The organism is Chelativorans sp. Marseille-P2723 (assembly GCF_902809845.1).
Taxonomy (GTDB): Bacteria; Pseudomonadota; Alphaproteobacteria; order Rhizobiales; family Rhizobiaceae; genus Chelativorans.
In genome coordinates this window covers 218,071-235,162 of the sequence record NZ_CADDWI010000009.1, presented here as the reverse complement: position 1 = coordinate 235,162, position 17,092 = coordinate 218,071, and the positions used below count along the sequence as shown (strand labels likewise).

The following is a 17,092-nucleotide window of genomic DNA, read 5'->3' as shown; positions in this document are numbered from 1 at the left end:
TGATCCAGGCGCGGAAGGCAAGATAAATAATCAGAACTTCAACGCGGCGCCCACGCGCAGGTCATGGGATTTGAGGTCGATGGTGCTCGCGACGAAGAAATCCTCCAGCAAGTCAATGTCGCCAAAATCGGTATAGCGATACTGGCCACGCACGATGATATTGTCGGTGGCCGCGTATTCGATGCCAGCGCCTACCGTCCACCCATCATACGTGCCAAAGTGCTTGAAGGAAGAAAGCCCCATGGTTTCCTTCACCTCATATTTGGCGCCCGCATAGCCTGCTGTGATGAATGGGAGGAAGCGGTCGAAAGCATAACCCACCCGCGCTCGCGCCGACACCGCCCAATCGAGATCTGAACGCCACTCATAGTCTTCAAGGGGTATTGAGTTGATGGTCCCCACTATGCCCTTCGAGGACATCTCGGATAGCGTGAAATCGGCTTCAATGCCGATGACTGCATTATTTTCCATATGGTGGTTGTATCCCGCATAAAGGCTACCTATCCACCCATCAGGGTCGAGCTTGACCATATAGGTGTCACCGTTCGTATCCGGCACGAAGGAATTGTCGGATTTTCCCCAGCTATAGCCAGCTTCCAGCCCCATATAGACGCCTGACCAACTGTAGCTGGTCGAAACCGGCGGCAGGACGACAAGCGGGGGAACAGGGGGCGCTTCAAATACGACCGGGTCGGCCGCCAAGGCAGCCCCGCCGAAGGAACCGGCAGCCGCAACGATGAGAAGGCGCCTTCCCAACCTTTTCGGCCCACTGTGCGCGGCTCGGTGAAATGCATCCTTCAAGGTATCCGGTAATGAGGTCATAATATCTCCTGAGAGTATATGTGTTTTGGGATGTCTCCCACTGTTTACTTATGAAAATCAAAGAATGGACGAGAATCAGCTGCAGTTTAACTTTTCTCTCCAAAAGAGACCAGAACCTGCAGTCCTTAAAAAACCGTTGGGTGCGATGTGAGGTTAATGATTGTTTACCTGTTCCCTTCCCTCACGGCGCGTCCCGGCTGGCGCATACGGCCCCTGACAATGGGCGTGTTTCACCCTCGTCTTAAGGTTTGCCCGTTAGCGGAATTTTCGGACAATGAACCAGTTGCTCAAACGGCTGCCGGCCCCCGCCCAAAAGAGATATGAGCTGCAAGGAAAGGGATGCTGACACCCTTTACCGGTCACCTTCTGGAATAGGCAAAACAATGGTTCACTGTCTCATAATCGGCGCGGCGGGCATGCTTGGCAGCACCCTTGCCCGTCAGCTTCTCGCCCAGCGTCGGATTTCCGGCAAGGAGCTTTCGCGCCTGACCCTGTTTGACCAGGTGTCGGTTCGATTGCCGAAAGCGGGAGCTGCTGTGCGGGTCGACAGGGAAACCGGAAACTTCGAAGCGCCGCAAACAGCCAGCGGGCTGGTAGCCTCCCGGCCGGATGTGATCTTTTGCCTAGCCGCCGTCGTATCCGGCGAGGCGGAGAGAGATTTCGACAAGGGGTACCGGGTCAACCTGGACGCTACCCGCCATCTCTTCGAAGCGATACGTAAGGCACACGAGGAGGATGGCTACTGCCCGCGTGTCGTGTTCACTTCATCGCTGGCGGTGTTTGGATCCCCGCTGCCCGACATTATCGACGACGACTATGCGCTGACTCCGCGCTCCAGTTACGGAACGCAGAAGGCGATCTGCGAACTGCTTCTGGCCGATTACAGCAGGAAGGGCTTCTTCGATGGTATCGGCATAAGGCTGCCGACCATCTGCATCCGCCCAGGCGCGCCGAATGCCGCTGCATCCAGCTTCTTTTCGGCCATATTGCGCGAACCGCTTGCCGGTCTGCCCGCCACGCTTCCTGTCGGACTATCCGTGCGGCATTGGTTTGCAAGCCCCCGCGCAGCCGTCGGCTTCATGATACATGCAGCCGAAGTGAACAGCGCAGCACTGGAAGAGCGTCGCAACCTGACGATGCCCGGAGTTTCGGCAACGGTAGCAGAGGAAATAGAGGCATTGCGCAGGGTCGCGGGCGAGGACGCCGTCAAGCTGATCCGCCACGAGCCCGATCCTGCCATTGAGGCGATCATCACCACATGGCCGAAGGCCTTCGATGCCCAACGGGCGTTGCAGCTTGGCTTCAGGCCCGACGCTTCCTTCAGAAAGATTGTCGAGGCTTATCTGGAAGAGCATGCACCGGGCTGAGAGTTCGACCCTGTCCATGTTCATCCGGTGGCGGCCTTGTTCATCCCGGACGCTAGCCGCTCTCGCTGTCGTTGAGCGTCTGCTCAGGGAAATCCGCGCCCCGCGAAACGTCTTCCCATGCCGCCAGCTCTGCCGCCCGCTCCTCAAGCTCGGCCCGGACACGCTCGACCGCGTTTGCGCCCAGCAGCAGATGCAGGGGCGGCTCTTTCTGTTCAACCGCTTCGATGATTGCATCGGCTGCGCGCGCAGGATCGCCCGCTTGCTTGCCTTGGCGCGCAGCGCTCATGGCGCGCTGCTTACCGGCTGTTGCGGCATAGTCCCCCATCGGCCGCGACGTGTCGCGGATTGAACGTCCGGCAAAGTCGGTGCGGAACGCGGACGGCTCGACAATCGTGACCTTGATCCCGAGCGGCCGCACCTCCTGGGCAAGGCCTTTCGAAAGCCCGTTAACCGCGAATTTAGAGGCTGCGTAGAGGGAGGAGCCGGGGTTGGCCACCCGCCCGGCAACGGAAGAGATATTGACGATGTGCCCACTGCGCTGCCGTCGCATCAAGGGCAGTACGGCACGAGTCACTTCGATGAGTCCGAACACATTGGTATCGAAAAGGCGGTGGATTTCCTCCTCATCGCTTTCTTCCAAAGCGGAGCGATAGCCGTAGCCGGCATTGTTGACGAGCACGTCGATTCTTCCGAACCTGCGTTGCGCCGCGTTCACCGCTGCTATGATCTGGCTCTTGTCGGTCACGTCCAGCGCCGCTGAAAGCGCCCTTTCCGGATGATCCGCCACAATATCTGTGATTGCCGCCGGGTCGCGCGCCGTGACTGCGGCGTTCCAGCCGCGCTTCAGCACGGCTTTTGCAAGCTCACGGCCGAAACCGGTAGAGCATCCTGTAATGAACCATGTGGGCATGTTGCGACCTTTTCTCTATCGGCGTTTCGCTGATCTGATCCGCGCGGGCCAGAGATCAGTTCCAGCCACTCGACCGGGCAAGATAATCGTCCATCTCCCGCAGAAGCGCTGTGCGGCCGCGCTCCGGCCGGTCAAGCAACACGTAATGCGTGGTATTGCGCGGAGCGTAGACGTGAAACTCGGGAACGTGAACCATGTCTCTGCGCATAGCCTCCACGTCCTCGTCGCGGCACCACAAATCATATTCAGGATTAATCACCATCACGCGGCAGTAGACTTGGCTGCCATGCACCAGCTTGTGCCCGAGCCCCATATAGTAGCTGTCCTCCAGCATCCCGTTAGGGCTCCTGTAGGACGGAGGATCGCGCTCCAGCGTGGTGGGGTCTCCCTCAATCAGTGCCTGCTCGAATGCAGCCAGGATGGCGGGATCCCGCCACTCGTCCTTGTTCTCGATCGGTATCTGATTGTCCCACCCTTTCCGCAGCATATCCACCTTGTTGTAGTAGTAATTCCCGTATTTCTTCTGGTTGAAGTATCCAGGCTGCTCTGGATCGTCCCAGAACGAATTCCGCCCGATTTCAGGATGATCGCCGCCGCCGCCGTAAAGCGTATTGTATAGGATGATGTTCTCGACCTTCTCCGGCCACAAGGCGGCATAGATGATGGCCAACGTGCCGCCCGTGCCCCAGCCGAAGATGCCAACCTTGCTGGCGCCGGTCTCTGCTCGCAACGCGTTGACCGCCGCGTCGATGTCACGGCTGATCTCCAGGGAGCGAATGATTGGTTTGCCCTGGGTGCGGGGCTGGTCCATTTCCGGCGGACGATCGGACTTGCCAAAGCCTCGGGCGTCGGGGATGTAGCAGACATGTCCCTTGCGGGCGAGATCTTCCGCTAATGAGCCGTTTGGCACCGGCAGGTCGAACTCGCTGATACCCGGAATGCGCGTTCCATGCATGAGGATCATCGGCACCTTCGGCTGGACGCCGGCACCTTCCAGGCGCACGCTGCGAATGGCGATGTTCACGCCGTCCACTGTCTTGATGCTGAAATCCCTGCGGACGATCCCCACTATTTTCCTCCCTGACGTTCATAAGACTTCGCTTTGCAGAATAGCCTGAATCGCCTGCCCCGGGAGCGCCTGGCTGCGGAATTTCGGCGCTTGAAATTGGCGGTAAGGCAATTTGGCCAGGTCAGCCAGTTTCGCAGCCTGAAAATCCCGCTGATCCTCATCGTGATGGCGTTCACGCCGACGTAATTGCTGACGTGATCACCTTGGGAGGAACAGCAGAATGAAGGAAACTTTCGAGCATGTCGCGATTGCCGGCGCTGGTCTTGTCGGTTGTGGATGGGCCGTGCAGTTCGCGCTCGCGGGCTCGGAAGTCACGCTTTACGACGAACGCGCCGAGACCCGGCAAAGTCTTCCTTCCCGGCTGCATGTAATGCTGGATGATCTGGAGAAGGCAGGACTGGCGAAAAACACGCAGGACGCGTTCAGCCGCTTGCGCATTTGCCATACGCTGGAAAATGCACTGGACGGTGCTGACTATGTACAGGAAAGCGTGTTCGAGCGGGTGGAGGTCAAGGCAGAAGTTGCACGCCGGATCGGGGCGCTGATTTCATCGCAGGCAATTGTTGGCAGCTCAAGTTCGGGTATTCCTGCTTCAGCCTTCACGCAGGACGCGCCGAACCGTGAACGTTTCCTGATCTCCCACCCCGTAAATCCGCCGCATCTGGCGCCAGTCGTCGAACTTGTTCCGGCGCCATGGACTGCGCCCGATGCCGTGCCGACGGTCCGGCGTGCGCTGGCCGCCATTGGCAAAGTACCGGTGGAAGTAAAGCGGGAGATTGACGGCTTCATTCTCAACCGGCTGCAAGGCGCCTTGCTCAACGAAGCGTGGGCGCTGTATGAGGAAGGTTACGCGAGCATCCAAGATATCGATGCGACAGTAGCCCATGGACTTGGTCTTCGCTGGGCTTTCATGGGTCCGTTCGAGACAATCGACCTCAACGCGCCGGGCGGCTTGGCGGATTATGCCGAGCGCCTTGCGCCGCTCTATCATGGTATCGCGCTGTCACGCACCCAGCCGCGAAGCTGGTCTGCTGATCTCATCCGCAGGGTATCCGAGGAACGCAGGCAGGCGCTCCCTCTTGATGGGATACCGGCACGTACCCGCTGGCGCGATAGGCGGCTTGCCGCATTGGTAGGGCATCTTCGCGCGCAGGAAAGGTCGGACGAGAACTGATGCTCATCCAAAATAAAAGCGCAGACCGGTTTCGTCTATCTTGCGCTGCATCGCAATGTCGGGAACCAGGTAATAATAGTCGTCCAGCACGCTCTTGTAAGTTACCTGCCCTTCATACGCCGCAAAGGGCCAGTCGCTGCCCCAAAGAATTCGGTCGCCGCCGCCGACCCGGAGCAAGTCCAGTGCATACTGGTCTGCCGACTCCTTGGGGATGAAACGGAACCGCCCAGAGATCTTCGCCCAGGTCCTGCCGCGTTCGATCGCAGCCAGTATCGCCTTGAAGCCTTCATGGTTCCGACCTTCGGGGGTTTGCAGATGCCCCATATGGTCTATTACCAGACGCGGTCCTGACCGTTCGACCGCGGCGATGGAGGCGGCAATGCGATCCGGCTTGTCGACCAGATGCACATGCCAACCAAGATCGGCAACACGGCGGAAAAAGACTTTGTACTCCGGTGACGTGATATCCGGCACCTCGTCGCTGAGCGAGAACATGAGGCGGACACCGACAAAGCCTTCCTCGCGCATGCGTTCCATCTGGAAAAGGTCCGTCGTCGGCCGCAGGACAGCAGTCGCCCTGAAACGGCGGTGAGCGCGCAGGGTGCGGCAAACATAGTCGTAATAGTCTCCATGAATGCTCGCGGCGGCGATGACGGCCAGAACTACGCCATGTTCGTCAAGCGTCCTTATGCAGCCTTCTGCCGGGGCATTTGTCGGCGGCGTATGCCAGGCAGTGGCCGTGAGCGGCATGTCGCGCGTCCAGATATGAAGGTGCGAGTCGATGAGTGGCGCGTGCGTTGATGACAAGTTATCTCCTCCCGCAGAACCCTTCATGATCAAGGTCCGGACGGACAGAACCATCAGCATGTCCGCCAATATTCCAGAGTGTTTAAACAACAATTTCTTACAATGAAATCAAGGTTCTTTGTCTGGCATTACGGCATTTATCGCATCGCCGAAAGCATCTCTCTGGATTAACAAGTTTACAGGCGGCGCCGCGACAGCGCCGCGGAAGGGAGTATGGCAATGGATATTTCGGACGAACGGCTTGCGCTGACGCAAAAGCTGCATGCACTGACCATAGACTATTGGCACGACGTTGACACGAACTGGGGTCGCAACGCGCCAGAATACTATACGCCGGATGGTCTTTTTATCGGCACTGCCGCGTCCTATGCCGGGCGCGAGAAGATACGCGCCTTCTACAAGTGGCGCGAGGATCGCGGCGCGCGCACTGTCGTTCACAGCGTCCACAATTTCCAGGCGTTTCCGGAAGGACCTGACAAAGCCAGGTGCCACTGGTTTCTGATGCTGTATGCCGCCGACGGCGTTCCGGTTCTGCCCACACATCCCCCCATACAGATCGCATACATGACCGACCATCTGGTGCGCGATCCGCAGCAAGGCTGGCTTCTGACGTCGCGCAAGTTCGAATGCTGGTTCGAGGGCGGCACGCCGGCCACCAACCCTAATCTGGACGACGAGTAAGCCGGCAAGGTGCCGGCAGAATGGAGAGAGCAGTGAGTGAGGTATCGGCCCGCAAGGCAACCAAAACCGTCTTCCGCACTGTGCCGCCGCAGGAGGTCTCGGCGGACCGCAAGGCCAGGACCTGGATAACCCGTGGCGGCAACTTTGCTGTCTGCTATTCCGAGGTAGAACCGGGAGCGGTGCTGGCTCGCGAGGACAATCCGGAAGAATACATGGTCATACTGCCGCCGGACGGCACCACGGCCACAATTGAGGCCGGCAGCGAAAGAATCGAGGCGGGCAGCGATTCACTGACGATTGTTCCACCGGGGGCGAGCCGCATCGTCGCCACCTCGAAGGGCGTTATCGCGCGGATTTTCTCGAAGGGGTCCGAAGACATCATGGCAAAGGCGTCCAACGTCGAAGCCTATGCTGACGGCGCACCCGAACTGGCACCGCCAGACCTTTGGCCCGAGCCGTATGACGGCTACAGGTTGCGGCACTATCCGCTGGCGCAATATGCAACGCCGGGCGGAGAGCGTATTCAGCCGCGTGTTTTCCGTTCAACGAACATGCTCGTGAACATCTTCGCGCATTATCATACGCGGCGCGATACCAAGGCGCTCAGCCCGCATTGGCATGACGATTTCGAGCAGGCTTCGCTGTGCCTTAATGGCCGCTGGATCCATCACACCCGTTACAATTGGGGTTCCGATCTCGATGAATGGTGGCCGGACGATCATGAAGAGATAGACACGCCATCGGTGATCATCATTCCGGCCCGCGCGATCCATACGAGCCGCGATATCGGCCCGGATGGGCCGGAATCATCCCTCTATGACATCTTCTGTCCGCCCCGGCTCGATTTCGCCAGCAAGAAGGGGTTCGTCCTCAACGAGGATGAATACCCCCTGCCAGCCAATGCCAGCGACCGTGCGGTGAAAACGGGCGGAACTCTGCTGAGCTGGCAAAAACCCGCCTGAACGCTCCTTCCCGGAAGCCGGAATGGCTTTCAGGAAGAACGATAATTTGGCCGGTGACGGAATTCCCGGCGTGTCCGGAACACAAGCCGCTGTAGCGGAGGGTGCTATGCTTCTTGGCTGCATTGGGGACGATTTTACGGGTTCATCGGACCTGGCGAACACTCTTGCCAAAGGTGGAATGCGTACTGCGCAATATTGCGGACTGCCGACAAGGCCGGCCCATCCTTCAGTCGAGGCAGGCATCGTTGCCCTCAAGACACGCACGGTGCCTGCCAACCAAGCCGTGGAGCGTTCACTGGCGGCATTAAACTGGCTACGCCAACAGGGCTGCACGCAGTTCCTGTTCAAATACTGCTCCACTTTCGACTCCACCGCCGAAGGCAATATCGGTCCGGTAGCCGATGCGCTGGCGGACGCTCTTGATGCAGACCCGGTTCTCGTTTGTCCGGCCTATCCTTCGCTTGGTCGTTCCGTTTATGCCGGACATCTCTTCGTCGGCGACAAACTGCTTAATGAATGCGGAATGGAGCATCATCCGCTCACCCCGATGACGGATGCCGATATCCGCCGCTGGCTGGCGCTTCAAAGCAGATCGCGGATCGGCCATATACCGGCAGCGTCTGTTCTGAAGGGGCGCGGCGAGATCCGTGCCGCGCTTCAGCACCAGCGCGAAGCGGGTGCAAGATTTCTTGTGATCGACACGATTCGCGACGAGGACCTTGTGGAGATTGGAGCGGCCGCAGCGGATCTTCCGCTTCTGACTGGCGGCTCCGGGATCGCGCTGCAACTGCCGGCCAACTTTCGCAGCACGGGCGCTATTAGCAGGAAAATGACGGAATGGCTGGGCCGGGAAGGTCTTTGCGCCATCATTTCCGGTTCCTGCTCAAGGGCTACCAGGGCGCAGGTCGAACATCATCGCAAGAAGCACCCCGCCCTGGAGATCACCGTGGATGCAGTCATGGCGGGCGCGATCGTGCCGGCGGGAGTAGCTGAATGGGCGTTGCGGTATCGTGACGGCATTCCGCTCATATATTCGTCCGCAGACCCGGAAGAGGTTACTGCGGCGCAGGAACGCTACGGAAAGGAGCGCCTTGCCTCCGCGATCGAGAGCTTTCTTGCCAAAACCGCAGACCATCTTGTCGATGCCGGGGTCGCACGCATCGTCTGCGCTGGCGGTGAGACGTCAGGGGCCATAGTGGAGGCGCTGAAAATCGACGTGCTGGAGATCGGGCCGGAAATCGCACCTGGTGTGCCTGCGCTTGCAGCAAGTGGCCGGGAACTGGTACTGGCGCTCAAGTCGGGGAATTTCGGCGGAGAGGATTTTTTCGAGCGAGCCGCGGAGGTTCTTGGCCGGTCATGAATACATTGACGAAACTGCGCGAGGCCATATGCCTTTATGGCCGCTCTTTGTTCGAGCGCGGCCTTACCAACGGGGCTTCCGGCAACATCTCCGTCCGTACGCCCGATGGGGGACTGCTGGTGACGCCGACCGGAGTCTCGCTCGGCGCTCTGGACCCGGCCGAACTGAGCCTTTTCGATACCAACGGCGCGTTATTGGAGGGCTCGCCCCCGACAAAGGAGATGCCGCTGCACGAAGCCTTTTACGAAACACGAGGCGCAAAAGCGGGCGCGGTCGTGCATTTGCATTCCACGCACTCCGTCGCCTTGTCTATGCTTCCGGAGGTCGATCCCGATAACGCCCTGCCGCCGCTAACCGCCTACTCGATCATGCGTCTGGGCAAGGTGGTATTGCTGCCTTATTACCGCCCAGGCGATCCGGAAATGGGTCAGGCCGTCCGCCGCCTTGCTGGCCGGCGTTCGGCGGTCCTGCTCGCCAATCATGGCCCTGTCGTTGCCGCTCGCGAGCTTGAGGCCGCTGTTTATGCTATCGAGGAGCTGGAGGAGACAGCCCGCCTCACCCTGTTGTTGCGCGGCGCCAATCCGCGCTTACTTACCCCGTCCCAGATCCGCGATGTAGTGGATCATTTCGATGTGGAGTGGGATTAGCCCTGATTGTTCAACGCTCCCTATTTCGGACCCCGAAATACGGGCAGTATAAAGCCGGCAGGAGGAGGGGAATTGATAATGTAGCGGAGAGGAGCGCCGCACAGGGACGCAAGATATCTCGAAATGGGAGGACTATATGATACGGATAACGTTAGGCATGCTGGGGGCAGCCCTTTCGGCTACGCTCCTGTCGACTACATCGCCCTTGGCGGCGGAATGCCCCGCCGATTTTCCTTCAAAGCCGATCACCATGGTAGTGAGCTTTGGCGCGGGCGGCGGAACCGACACCATCGCCCGAGCGCTGGCAACGGCGATCGAGCAGCAGCAGGGCTGGACGATCGTGGTCGAGAATCGCCCGGGGGCCGGCGGCGCGAACGCAGCCGCATGGCTGAAGACCCAGCCCGCGGACGGGTATATTATCGGCGCAACCGGTACCGATGCCATCGCGATCAACCCGGCGATCAGCGACGTCGGCTATAGTTGGGCCGACTTCGATTATCTTGGCTCGGGCATGCAGACCTGGCTCGGACTTGTCGCGCTGTCTGACGCGCCGTTTGACGATCTTCAGGAGCTGGTAGAGCTTGCCCGCCAGAAGGGTCGCGCAACTGTGGCGGTGGCAGGCATCAACCAGGAGATCCTGATCAAGCAGCTTGCCGAGGAGTTCGATGTCGAGCTCGTGGCAATCCCCGGCGCGGGCGCAGCAGAGGCGCTCACCAGCGCGCTTGGCGGCCATGTCGACGCGACCACGCAGGGCACGCTTCATGTAGAGCAGATCGAAGCCGGCAAGATGAAGCTCATCACCTCGATCATCGATCGCCGCGTGCCATATGCGCCTGACGTCGGTACGTTGGAGGAGCAGGGATCGAAGGCGCAGCCGCTCATTTCCCATACCATCTTCATAACGCCGAAGGGTCTGCAGCCTGAAATTGCCACCTGCCTTGAACAGGCCATCGACGAGGGCGTGAAGGCTGAATCCTACGTTAAACAAATGGAGGCTTTCAAGAACGAGGGGTTGAATCTGGGCGCCGAGGGCAACGCGCGGCTCGCAAGGGAACTGTCGGAGTTCTACAATGCCATGCTCAAGCCGTGACTGAAGGTCAGGGCATTGCAGAATGCACGTCAAGGGCGCCGCCGTCCATGCTGAAATGGAAGGTGGCCTAAACAGGCCAGGGAGGCTCCCCTTGCGGTCATGGCGCAGGATCTGCGGGAGGCGGGATGTTCATCAATTCCAAGGATGTAGGTGCCGGTGCAACGTTTATTGCCGTTGCGGCCATCTATGGCGGCACCGCAATGAAGACGCTGCCCATTGGCACGATTACGAGCATGGGGCCGGCCTATTTCCCCTTGATCCTCTGCACGATCCTGGCGGTCCTTGGAATCTTTCTGGTCGGGCGCGGCCTGTTCGCAAATTCGCGCGCGCGTCTGGAAGGGAGGATCGCATGGCGCGGCATTTTCACGATCACGGCCGCTGTCGTCTTCTTCGGGGCCTTCATTCGCCAGATCGGTTTTGCCCCAGCCGTTGCTGCCGTCACCTTCGCCTGCGCCCTTGCCAGTCCTGAAACCCGGCCTCGTGAAGCGCTGATGCTGGCGCTGGCCGTCGCGGCACTCTGTGTCGGAGTATTCATCTATGGGGTGCGCCTCGCCATCCCTGTCTTCGGCACTTGGCTGACGGGATAGACCGCAATGGAAATGCTTGACCACCTGATGCTTGGTTTTTCGGTTGCGTCGCTGCCGATGAACCTCGCCTTCTGTTTCCTCGGCGTGCTGCTGGGCACGGTTATCGGCATTCTGCCTGGAATCGGTCCGCTGGCGACGATTTCCATGCTGCTGCCGCTGACCTTCGGCATGTCGCCCGTGACCTCGCTCATCATGCTGTCCGGCATTTTCTACGGGGCGCAATATGGCGGTTCGACCACGGCGATCCTGGTCAACCTTCCGGGCGAGGCCTCTTCCACCGTAACCATGATCGATGGTTATCAAATGGCCCGGAGGGGCAGGGCAGGGCCGGCGCTGGCGGTCGCCGCCATCGGCTCGTTCTTTGCCGGAACGGTTACGACAATGCTCATCGCCGTGGTGGCCGTCCCGCTCACCGCCGTTGCGCTCAGCTTCGGGCCGGCAGAATATTGCGCGCTGATGGTCGTCGGCCTTGTTTCCTCGATCGCGCTTGCTTCCGGTTCAGTCGTCAAGGCGATCGGCATGATCTGCTGTGGCCTGCTTCTTGGCCTCACCGGTGTGGATATCTATTCGAGCCAGCAGCGCTTCACCTTTGGGATGCTCCCATTGATGGATGGCATTGATTTCGTGGCGCTCGCGGTCGGAATTTTCGGCTTTGCGGAAATCCTGCGCAATCTGGAGAGCGGTACAAGCAGCCGTCCACTTGTCGGCAGGATCACCAGCTTGATGCCCACCCGTGATGACTGGCGCAGGATTGCCGGACCAATCCTGCGCGGTACCGGCATTGGCGGGTTCCTGGGCATTCTCCCGGGTGGAGGGGCGCTTCTATCCGCCTTTGTCAGCTACAATATCGAGAAGAAGGTCTCGCCCAACTCGGCCGAATTCGGCCATGGCGCGATCGAGGGCGTAGCGGCACCGGAATCTGCCAACAACGCCGCCGCACAGACCTCGTTCATTCCCATGTTGTCGCTCGGCCTGCCGGCAAGCCCGATCATGGCGTTGATGATCGGTGCGCTGACCATTCACGGCATTACGCCGGGCCCGAACGTCATTTCACGCGATCCCGCCCTGTTTTGGGGCCTGATCGCATCTATGTGGATCGGCAACGCCATGCTTCTGGTGCTGAACCTGCCGCTGATCGGTATCTGGGTGAAGCTGCTGCAGGTGCCTTACCGGTTGCTTTACCCGATCATCATCGGGTTGTGCTGCATCGGCGTCTACAGCGTTTCCAACGCGCCGTTCAATGTCTACATGACGATGTTTGCGGGGCTCTTGGCCTATGCCCTGACCAAGTTCGATCTTGAATGGGCACCGTTCATCCTGGGCTTCGTTCTGGGGCCTCTTTTTGAGCATCAATTGCGCCGCACGATGTTAATTACAGGCGGTGATGCCAGCGTGTTCTTCACACGCCCGATCAGCGCCGGTCTTCTGATCGTGGCGGCAGTGCTGCTCGTCATCATCGTGCTGCCGATGGTTCGGCAGTCGCGTGAACAAATCTTTGTCGAGGAGGATTGATCAAGCCACGGAGGAGGCTGACGAGCGCCCTATTGCCATCACGCCGGGCGGTCCTTCAGGCGTGGGCGCGGAGTTCATCGCCAAGGCATTGGCCCGCCTGCCTGCCCGCGAGCGTAGGCGCTATCTCGTCATTGTCGGATGGCGACAGCCTCCAGCGCGCCGTATCCGCATGCGGTCCACCGCGCCTGTCAGATCATCAGCAATGACAAGTACGCATGGCCCTGGCATTTCATGTCCCGCCGCCGCCGTTGGTCGCGGCTGTAGCGAGTCCCTTGCGCAGATCCTCATGCCAGCCAAGACCTGCTTCCACGGTCGAGGCGGGCGTGTATTCGCAGCCGAAGGCTCCATCGTAGCCACAGTCGATAAAGACCGGTATGACTTCGGCATAGTCGATGCGCGACGGCCATGGCTCACTTCGTTCCGGAACGGAAGCGATCTGCACATGGCCGACCGACGGTGCGACAGAACGGAAACGCCCGACGACATCCCCGTGAGTACTTTCGATATGGAAGCAGTCGAACAGGATCTTCAGCCTTTCCTCGCCTATTTCATCAATGGCTTCCATCGCCAGATCGAGGCTATCGAGAAAATAGCCAGGCATGGCATAGCCCGAGATCGGCTCGATGAGGATTGTCAGGTCCGACGTTGTCAGGGCGTAACGCAGGACATCCAGATACTGGGAGTAGTCGCCACTCCCGTTCACCTTTCCGGCGAGCACATGCACGGCGCTTGCCCCGATTGCTTCGGCTACTTCAACAGCCGCGTCGATATCGCGCCGGGCCTGGTTGCCCATGCCAGGGATCGCCGCGCAGCCGGCCGTCTGGCCCATCCGCACGTTTATCCCGAGAACCGGAAGACCCGCTTGCGCAAGCGCGTCGCGTAACGCCTCAAGATCATAGAATTGGGCATCGTCATGAAACTCAACCGCTTCGAAGCCCGTTGCGGCTGCCCGCCCGATCCGCTCCAGAAACGGACGATCCTTCCAGAGGAAACCGAGATTGGCCGAAAACCGGCATTGTCCTGCGTAGTCCATCGTTACGGTCCGAAGACCAGGGAAGGCAGCCATTCCGTCACCCATGGCACGTAGGAGATGATCATAAGCGCGCCGAGCAGCGGCAGGAAGAACGGCCAACTGGCCTTCAACACGGCTTCGGACGAGATACTGGCCACCTTGGCGGCAACGAACAGGCCGATTCCGAGCGGCGGGGTAATCATTCCGATCAGCAGGTTGAACGACAACATGATGCCGAACTGTACCGGTCCCATACCATATTCGGCAACGATGTGCAGCAGGATGGGAGCGATAATCAGTATGGCGACCGGACCTTCCAGGAAACTGCCGACGATCAGCAGGAAAATATTGACCAGCATGATGCCGATGAAGGGAGAGGCGGTTAGGCCCGACATGAAGTCGGCCGCCTGATGTGCGATCCGCTCCCGCGCCACCACGAAATTGAGCGCGGAGGCTACCGCGAAGAGATACATGATCACGCTCGTCATCGTGATCGTCTCGACGAACGCCGCCCGAATCTTGATCCATGTAAAATGCCGGTACCAGATGCCGACGGCCAGGGCATAGACGATCGCTATGGCTCCCAACTCCGAGGGGGTCGCGATCCCTAGAATAAGGGCGCCCAGAATGACAATTGGCGCAAGGAGGGCTGGTGCCCCTTCAACACCCGTCTGCATTACGTCTTTGATGCGGAACGGCTCGGGCTGCCCCCAGTCGGGCTTTGCGAGCCGCATATAGAGGTAAATATAGATCATTAGGCAGGCGGCGGTACAAAGGCCCGCGATAAGGCCGCCGAGAAAGAGCTTGCCGATCGACGTGCCGGTAGCAAGGCCGTAGATCACCAGGATGACGCTGGGAGGGATCAGTGGTCCTACCAGACAGGAGGCAAGGGTTACCGCTGCCGAGAACGGCACCGGATAGCCGCTGTGGCGCATGGCTCGCACCTCAAGCGCACCAAGCCCCGCAAGATCGGCCAGGGCCGAGCCCGACATGCCAGCAAAGATCACGCTGCCAAATATGTTCACCTGTGCAAGGCCGCCGCGCATCCAGCCGACACAGGCGCGCGCGAAGTCGAAGATGCGGTCGGTCAAGCCACCCGCGCTCATCAGGTTTCCGGCCAGGATGAAAAACGGCACCGCAATGAGCGCAAAACTGTCCACGCCGTCGATCATTCGCACGGGTATGATCGCCGGCGGGACACCCAGCATCCATATTCCGATCAGCGCGGAAATACCGAGCGCGATTGATACAGGGACGCGTATCAGGAACAGCCCGACCGAGATCAGCATCATGCTAAGGGTGATCATGGCGTCGAGCTCTCCGTTAACCGGCCCCTGGAAAATCATTGCCCATCAGAGTTGAACCTCCCAGGGCCGCAGCACCAGACCATGCTGTTCGACCTCCCTTATCGACTCGTCCCTGTCCACGCTTGCGAACGCCCAAAGACCGAACAGGCAATAATAGATGCTGGTCAGGGCGATCATCGCGGTGGAAAGGATGAGCGGGAAGAAAGGCACCCATCCCGGCAGCTTCAGCAGCGGCGTCTGCATGTTCAGCATGGTGGGAGCGAACAGCCAGGCGAGCCACAGCAACGTGAGGGTGAAAGCCAGGGTGACCAGCTGCTCGAAGATGAACATCAGCATCTGCACACCCAGCGGCATCAGAAAGGCTGCAAACTCGATGTAGATTTCCTGGCGTGTCTTGAATACATAGCTGATCCCCAGGAAGTAGCTTATCAGGATCGTGGTTTCGGCCACTTCCTGGGCCCACCAGAGCGAGCCGCCGCCAAAATATCGCAGGAAAGCCTGCGCGGCCGAAAGCACGACAACAGTGATGAGCGAGGCGACTGCCAGGACGAGTTCGGCCTTACCGATGCCTGCTAGGAGCTGGCGGAATATCGCCAACCCCTTCGGCAATGCATGCCCGGCAGACATCGTGTCAACGATCATGATTTTGGCCTGCTACTGGATTGCCTTGATCCGCTCAAGAAGCCCCGCCGGCACAAGACCGCGCGCTTCGAAATCCGTGTGAGCGGGTTCCATCTTGTCAACCCACGGCTTCATCGGTGGCTCAATTAGTGACACGCCATAGGCTTCCTGCGCGGCAGCCACGGCTTCGGCGTTGGCCTCAGCCATCAGGCGCGCGAACTCGTAGCTTGCCTCTCGCGTAGCCTGATCGATCGCCGTGCGCTGGTTGTCCGTCAGGCTTTCCCATGTCATCCGGGAAACCCAGGGATGCATCATCTGAAAGTATTCGTGGACATTGGTCCAGTAGCGCGCCGCCTCGAAATGCTTCATCTCGTAATTGTCGGTCACGGTACCGGTCAGACCATCGATCAGCCCCGTTGCAAGCGAGGTGTAAACGTCCGGCCAGGGCACGACCTGCACATTCGCTCCCAACGCCTCCCATGACTTGATCGGAATTTCCGATTCATACATACGCAGCTTGAAGCCCGACAGATCGGCAGGGGTGAAGATCGGCTTCGTGCTGACCAGACCGCGATCATAAGGCCTGATCCAGTTGCGCGCGATTTCAAGGTCCTTCAGCCCCTCCCGGTTGGGGAATAGGATGCCCTTTGCTTCAAGACCATCGAGCATTTCGCCGAACACGTCGCTGCCGAGAAATGTGGCAAAATGGGTCTGGTTGCGGAAGACCAGCGGAAGGCTGAGCACGCCAATGCGCGGTTCCATGGTTACCAGAAGCTCGATCACATCCATCTGCATGTCGATCGAGCCGGCAGCAACGCCCTGGACCATCTCGCGGGCTCCACCAAGCTGGGAACTCCAGAAGATCTGAACTTCCAGCTCGTCATCGGAGAGCTCCCCAATCCGATTGGCGAAGAACTTGAAAGCGTCCGCAATGAAGTCGCTTTCGTTGTTGTTGACGCCGAGGCTGAGCGTACGCGCTGCAGCTTCGGCCTCCTGAGGTGGCGTGGAGAAAAATGCGGCTGCTGCAAGACCCAGCGCCAGCGCTCGTGAAACTACTCCGGACAATGTTCTTTCCTCCCTCTTTTACATGCGGATAATCCGCACTTTCTGCTCGATGCACCCATGTTGATGCTCCCCTTATTCGCCGGTTGCGCCTGCCTTCAG

The 17,092-nt window shown here is 59.5% G+C and carries 17 protein-coding genes and 1 pseudogene; 10 read left to right on the top strand and 8 right to left on the bottom strand.

Annotated elements, in window-relative coordinates:
* Window positions 1–30 precede the first annotated feature (30 nt).
* Window positions 31–822, bottom strand: a complete 792-nt coding sequence (locus HUS57_RS08470; protein ID WP_173932706.1) for an outer membrane protein — start codon at window positions 820–822, stop codon at window positions 31–33.
* A 383-nt stretch (window positions 823–1,205) separates the two neighbouring features.
* On the opposite strand from HUS57_RS08470, the gene denD reads away from it, so the two are divergent.
* Window positions 1,206–2,189, top strand: coding sequence for a D-erythronate dehydrogenase (denD, locus tag HUS57_RS08465; RefSeq protein ID WP_173932704.1), 984 nt, complete (start codon window positions 1,206–1,208; stop codon window positions 2,187–2,189).
* A gap of 52 nt (window positions 2,190–2,241) precedes the next feature.
* On the opposite strand, the gene HUS57_RS08460 is transcribed toward denD, so the two are convergent.
* Window positions 2,242–3,099, bottom strand: coding sequence for an oxidoreductase (locus HUS57_RS08460; protein WP_173932702.1), 858 nt, complete (start codon window positions 3,097–3,099; stop codon window positions 2,242–2,244).
* 55 nt (window positions 3,100–3,154) lie between these two features.
* Complete coding sequence (locus HUS57_RS08455; protein ID WP_246727802.1) at window positions 3,155–4,168, bottom strand: alpha/beta hydrolase; 1,014 nt, start codon at window positions 4,166–4,168, stop codon at window positions 3,155–3,157.
* 220 nt (window positions 4,169–4,388) lie between these two features.
* On the opposite strand from HUS57_RS08455, the gene HUS57_RS08450 reads away from it, so the two are divergent.
* A complete protein-coding gene (locus tag HUS57_RS08450) occupies window positions 4,389–5,342 on the top strand; it encodes a 3-hydroxyacyl-CoA dehydrogenase (RefSeq protein WP_173932700.1) in 954 nt (317 codons plus the stop codon).
* A gap of 3 nt (window positions 5,343–5,345) precedes the next feature.
* Here HUS57_RS08450 and HUS57_RS08445 read toward each other — a convergent pair whose 3' ends face one another.
* Window positions 5,346–6,149, bottom strand: coding sequence for an amidohydrolase family protein (locus tag HUS57_RS08445; RefSeq protein ID WP_173932698.1), 804 nt, complete (start codon window positions 6,147–6,149; stop codon window positions 5,346–5,348).
* Between the two features lie 219 nt (window positions 6,150–6,368).
* Here HUS57_RS08445 and HUS57_RS08440 point away from each other — a divergent pair, with 219 nt between their 5' ends.
* The 8 genes and pseudogenes from HUS57_RS08440 to HUS57_RS17935 form a co-directional block, all read left to right on the top strand.
* Window positions 6,369–6,830, top strand: coding sequence for a nuclear transport factor 2 family protein (locus tag HUS57_RS08440; RefSeq protein WP_173932696.1), 462 nt, complete (start codon window positions 6,369–6,371; stop codon window positions 6,828–6,830).
* A gap of 32 nt (window positions 6,831–6,862) precedes the next feature.
* Window positions 6,863–7,792 (top strand): hypothetical protein, encoded by a 930-nt coding sequence (locus HUS57_RS08435; RefSeq protein WP_173932694.1) that lies wholly within the window; start codon window positions 6,863–6,865, stop codon window positions 7,790–7,792.
* A gap of 22 nt (window positions 7,793–7,814) precedes the next feature.
* Window positions 7,815–9,152, top strand: a complete 1,338-nt coding sequence (gene otnK, locus HUS57_RS08430; protein ID WP_348640562.1) for a 3-oxo-tetronate kinase — start codon at window positions 7,815–7,817, stop codon at window positions 9,150–9,152.
* Window positions 9,149–9,799, top strand: a complete 651-nt coding sequence (locus HUS57_RS08425) for an aldolase (RefSeq protein WP_173932692.1) — start codon at window positions 9,149–9,151, stop codon at window positions 9,797–9,799. The genes otnK and HUS57_RS08425 overlap by 4 nt, the downstream gene beginning before the upstream one ends.
* Window positions 9,800–9,935: 136 nt before the next feature.
* Window positions 9,936–10,889: a tripartite tricarboxylate transporter substrate binding protein gene (locus HUS57_RS08420; RefSeq protein WP_173932690.1), complete on the top strand. Its 954-nt coding sequence runs from the start codon at window positions 9,936–9,938 to the stop codon at window positions 10,887–10,889.
* A gap of 125 nt (window positions 10,890–11,014) precedes the next feature.
* Window positions 11,015–11,476 carry a tripartite tricarboxylate transporter TctB family protein gene (locus tag HUS57_RS08415; protein ID WP_173932688.1) on the top strand — a complete coding sequence of 154 codons (462 nt, stop codon included), beginning with the start codon at window positions 11,015–11,017 and terminating at the stop codon, window positions 11,474–11,476.
* Between the two features lie 6 nt (window positions 11,477–11,482).
* Entirely contained in the window at window positions 11,483–12,988 is a 1,506-nt protein-coding gene (locus tag HUS57_RS08410; protein ID WP_173932686.1) for a tripartite tricarboxylate transporter permease, read from the top strand.
* Between the two features lie 31 nt (window positions 12,989–13,019).
* Window positions 13,020–13,127 (top strand): annotated as a pseudogene (locus tag HUS57_RS17935) (4-hydroxythreonine-4-phosphate dehydrogenase PdxA); the annotation flags it as partial.
* A 90-nt stretch (window positions 13,128–13,217) separates the two neighbouring features.
* On the opposite strand, the gene HUS57_RS08405 reads toward HUS57_RS17935, so the two are convergent.
* The 4 genes from HUS57_RS08405 to HUS57_RS08390 are packed head-to-tail and all read right to left on the bottom strand — an operon-like array spanning window position 13,218 to window position 16,993.
* Window positions 13,218–14,021 carry a TIM barrel protein gene (locus HUS57_RS08405; protein ID WP_173932684.1) on the bottom strand — a complete coding sequence of 268 codons (804 nt, stop codon included), beginning with the start codon at window positions 14,019–14,021 and terminating at the stop codon, window positions 13,218–13,220.
* 2 nt (window positions 14,022–14,023) lie between these two features.
* Window positions 14,024–15,307 (bottom strand): TRAP transporter large permease, encoded by a 1,284-nt coding sequence (locus HUS57_RS08400; RefSeq protein WP_173932682.1) that lies wholly within the window; start codon window positions 15,305–15,307, stop codon window positions 14,024–14,026.
* A 45-nt stretch (window positions 15,308–15,352) separates the two neighbouring features.
* Window positions 15,353–15,949, bottom strand: a complete 597-nt coding sequence (locus tag HUS57_RS08395) for a TRAP transporter small permease subunit (protein ID WP_173932680.1) — start codon at window positions 15,947–15,949, stop codon at window positions 15,353–15,355.
* A gap of 12 nt (window positions 15,950–15,961) precedes the next feature.
* Window positions 15,962–16,993, bottom strand: a complete 1,032-nt coding sequence (locus tag HUS57_RS08390; protein ID WP_173932679.1) for a TRAP transporter substrate-binding protein — start codon at window positions 16,991–16,993, stop codon at window positions 15,962–15,964.
* Window positions 16,994–17,092 lie beyond the last annotated feature (99 nt).

What these genes read in the sequence shown, in the direction of transcription:
- HUS57_RS08470 (WP_173932706.1), bottom strand. Translation starts at nt 822, where the DNA reads ATGACCTCATTACCGGATACCTTGAAGGATGCATTTCACCGAGCCGCG.
- denD (WP_173932704.1), top strand. Translation starts at nt 1,206, where the DNA reads ATGGTTCACTGTCTCATAATCGGCGCGGCGGGCATGCTTGGCAGCACC.
- HUS57_RS08460 (WP_173932702.1), bottom strand. Translation starts at nt 3,099, where the DNA reads ATGCCCACATGGTTCATTACAGGATGCTCTACCGGTTTCGGCCGTGAG.
- HUS57_RS08450 (WP_173932700.1), top strand. Translation starts at nt 4,389, where the DNA reads ATGAAGGAAACTTTCGAGCATGTCGCGATTGCCGGCGCTGGTCTTGTC.
- HUS57_RS08440 (WP_173932696.1), top strand. Translation starts at nt 6,369, where the DNA reads ATGGATATTTCGGACGAACGGCTTGCGCTGACGCAAAAGCTGCATGCA.
- otnK (WP_348640562.1), top strand. Translation starts at nt 7,815, where the DNA reads ATGGCTTTCAGGAAGAACGATAATTTGGCCGGTGACGGAATTCCCGGC.
- HUS57_RS08425 (WP_173932692.1), top strand. Translation starts at nt 9,149, where the DNA reads ATGAATACATTGACGAAACTGCGCGAGGCCATATGCCTTTATGGCCGC.
- HUS57_RS08420 (WP_173932690.1), top strand. Translation starts at nt 9,936, where the DNA reads ATGATACGGATAACGTTAGGCATGCTGGGGGCAGCCCTTTCGGCTACG.
- HUS57_RS08415 (WP_173932688.1), top strand. Translation starts at nt 11,015, where the DNA reads ATGTTCATCAATTCCAAGGATGTAGGTGCCGGTGCAACGTTTATTGCC.
- HUS57_RS08410 (WP_173932686.1), top strand. Translation starts at nt 11,483, where the DNA reads ATGGAAATGCTTGACCACCTGATGCTTGGTTTTTCGGTTGCGTCGCTG.
- HUS57_RS08405 (WP_173932684.1), bottom strand. Translation starts at nt 14,021, where the DNA reads ATGGACTACGCAGGACAATGCCGGTTTTCGGCCAATCTCGGTTTCCTC.
- HUS57_RS08400 (WP_173932682.1), bottom strand. Translation starts at nt 15,307, where the DNA reads ATGATCACCCTTAGCATGATGCTGATCTCGGTCGGGCTGTTCCTGATA.
- HUS57_RS08395 (WP_173932680.1), bottom strand. Translation starts at nt 15,949, where the DNA reads ATGATCGTTGACACGATGTCTGCCGGGCATGCATTGCCGAAGGGGTTG.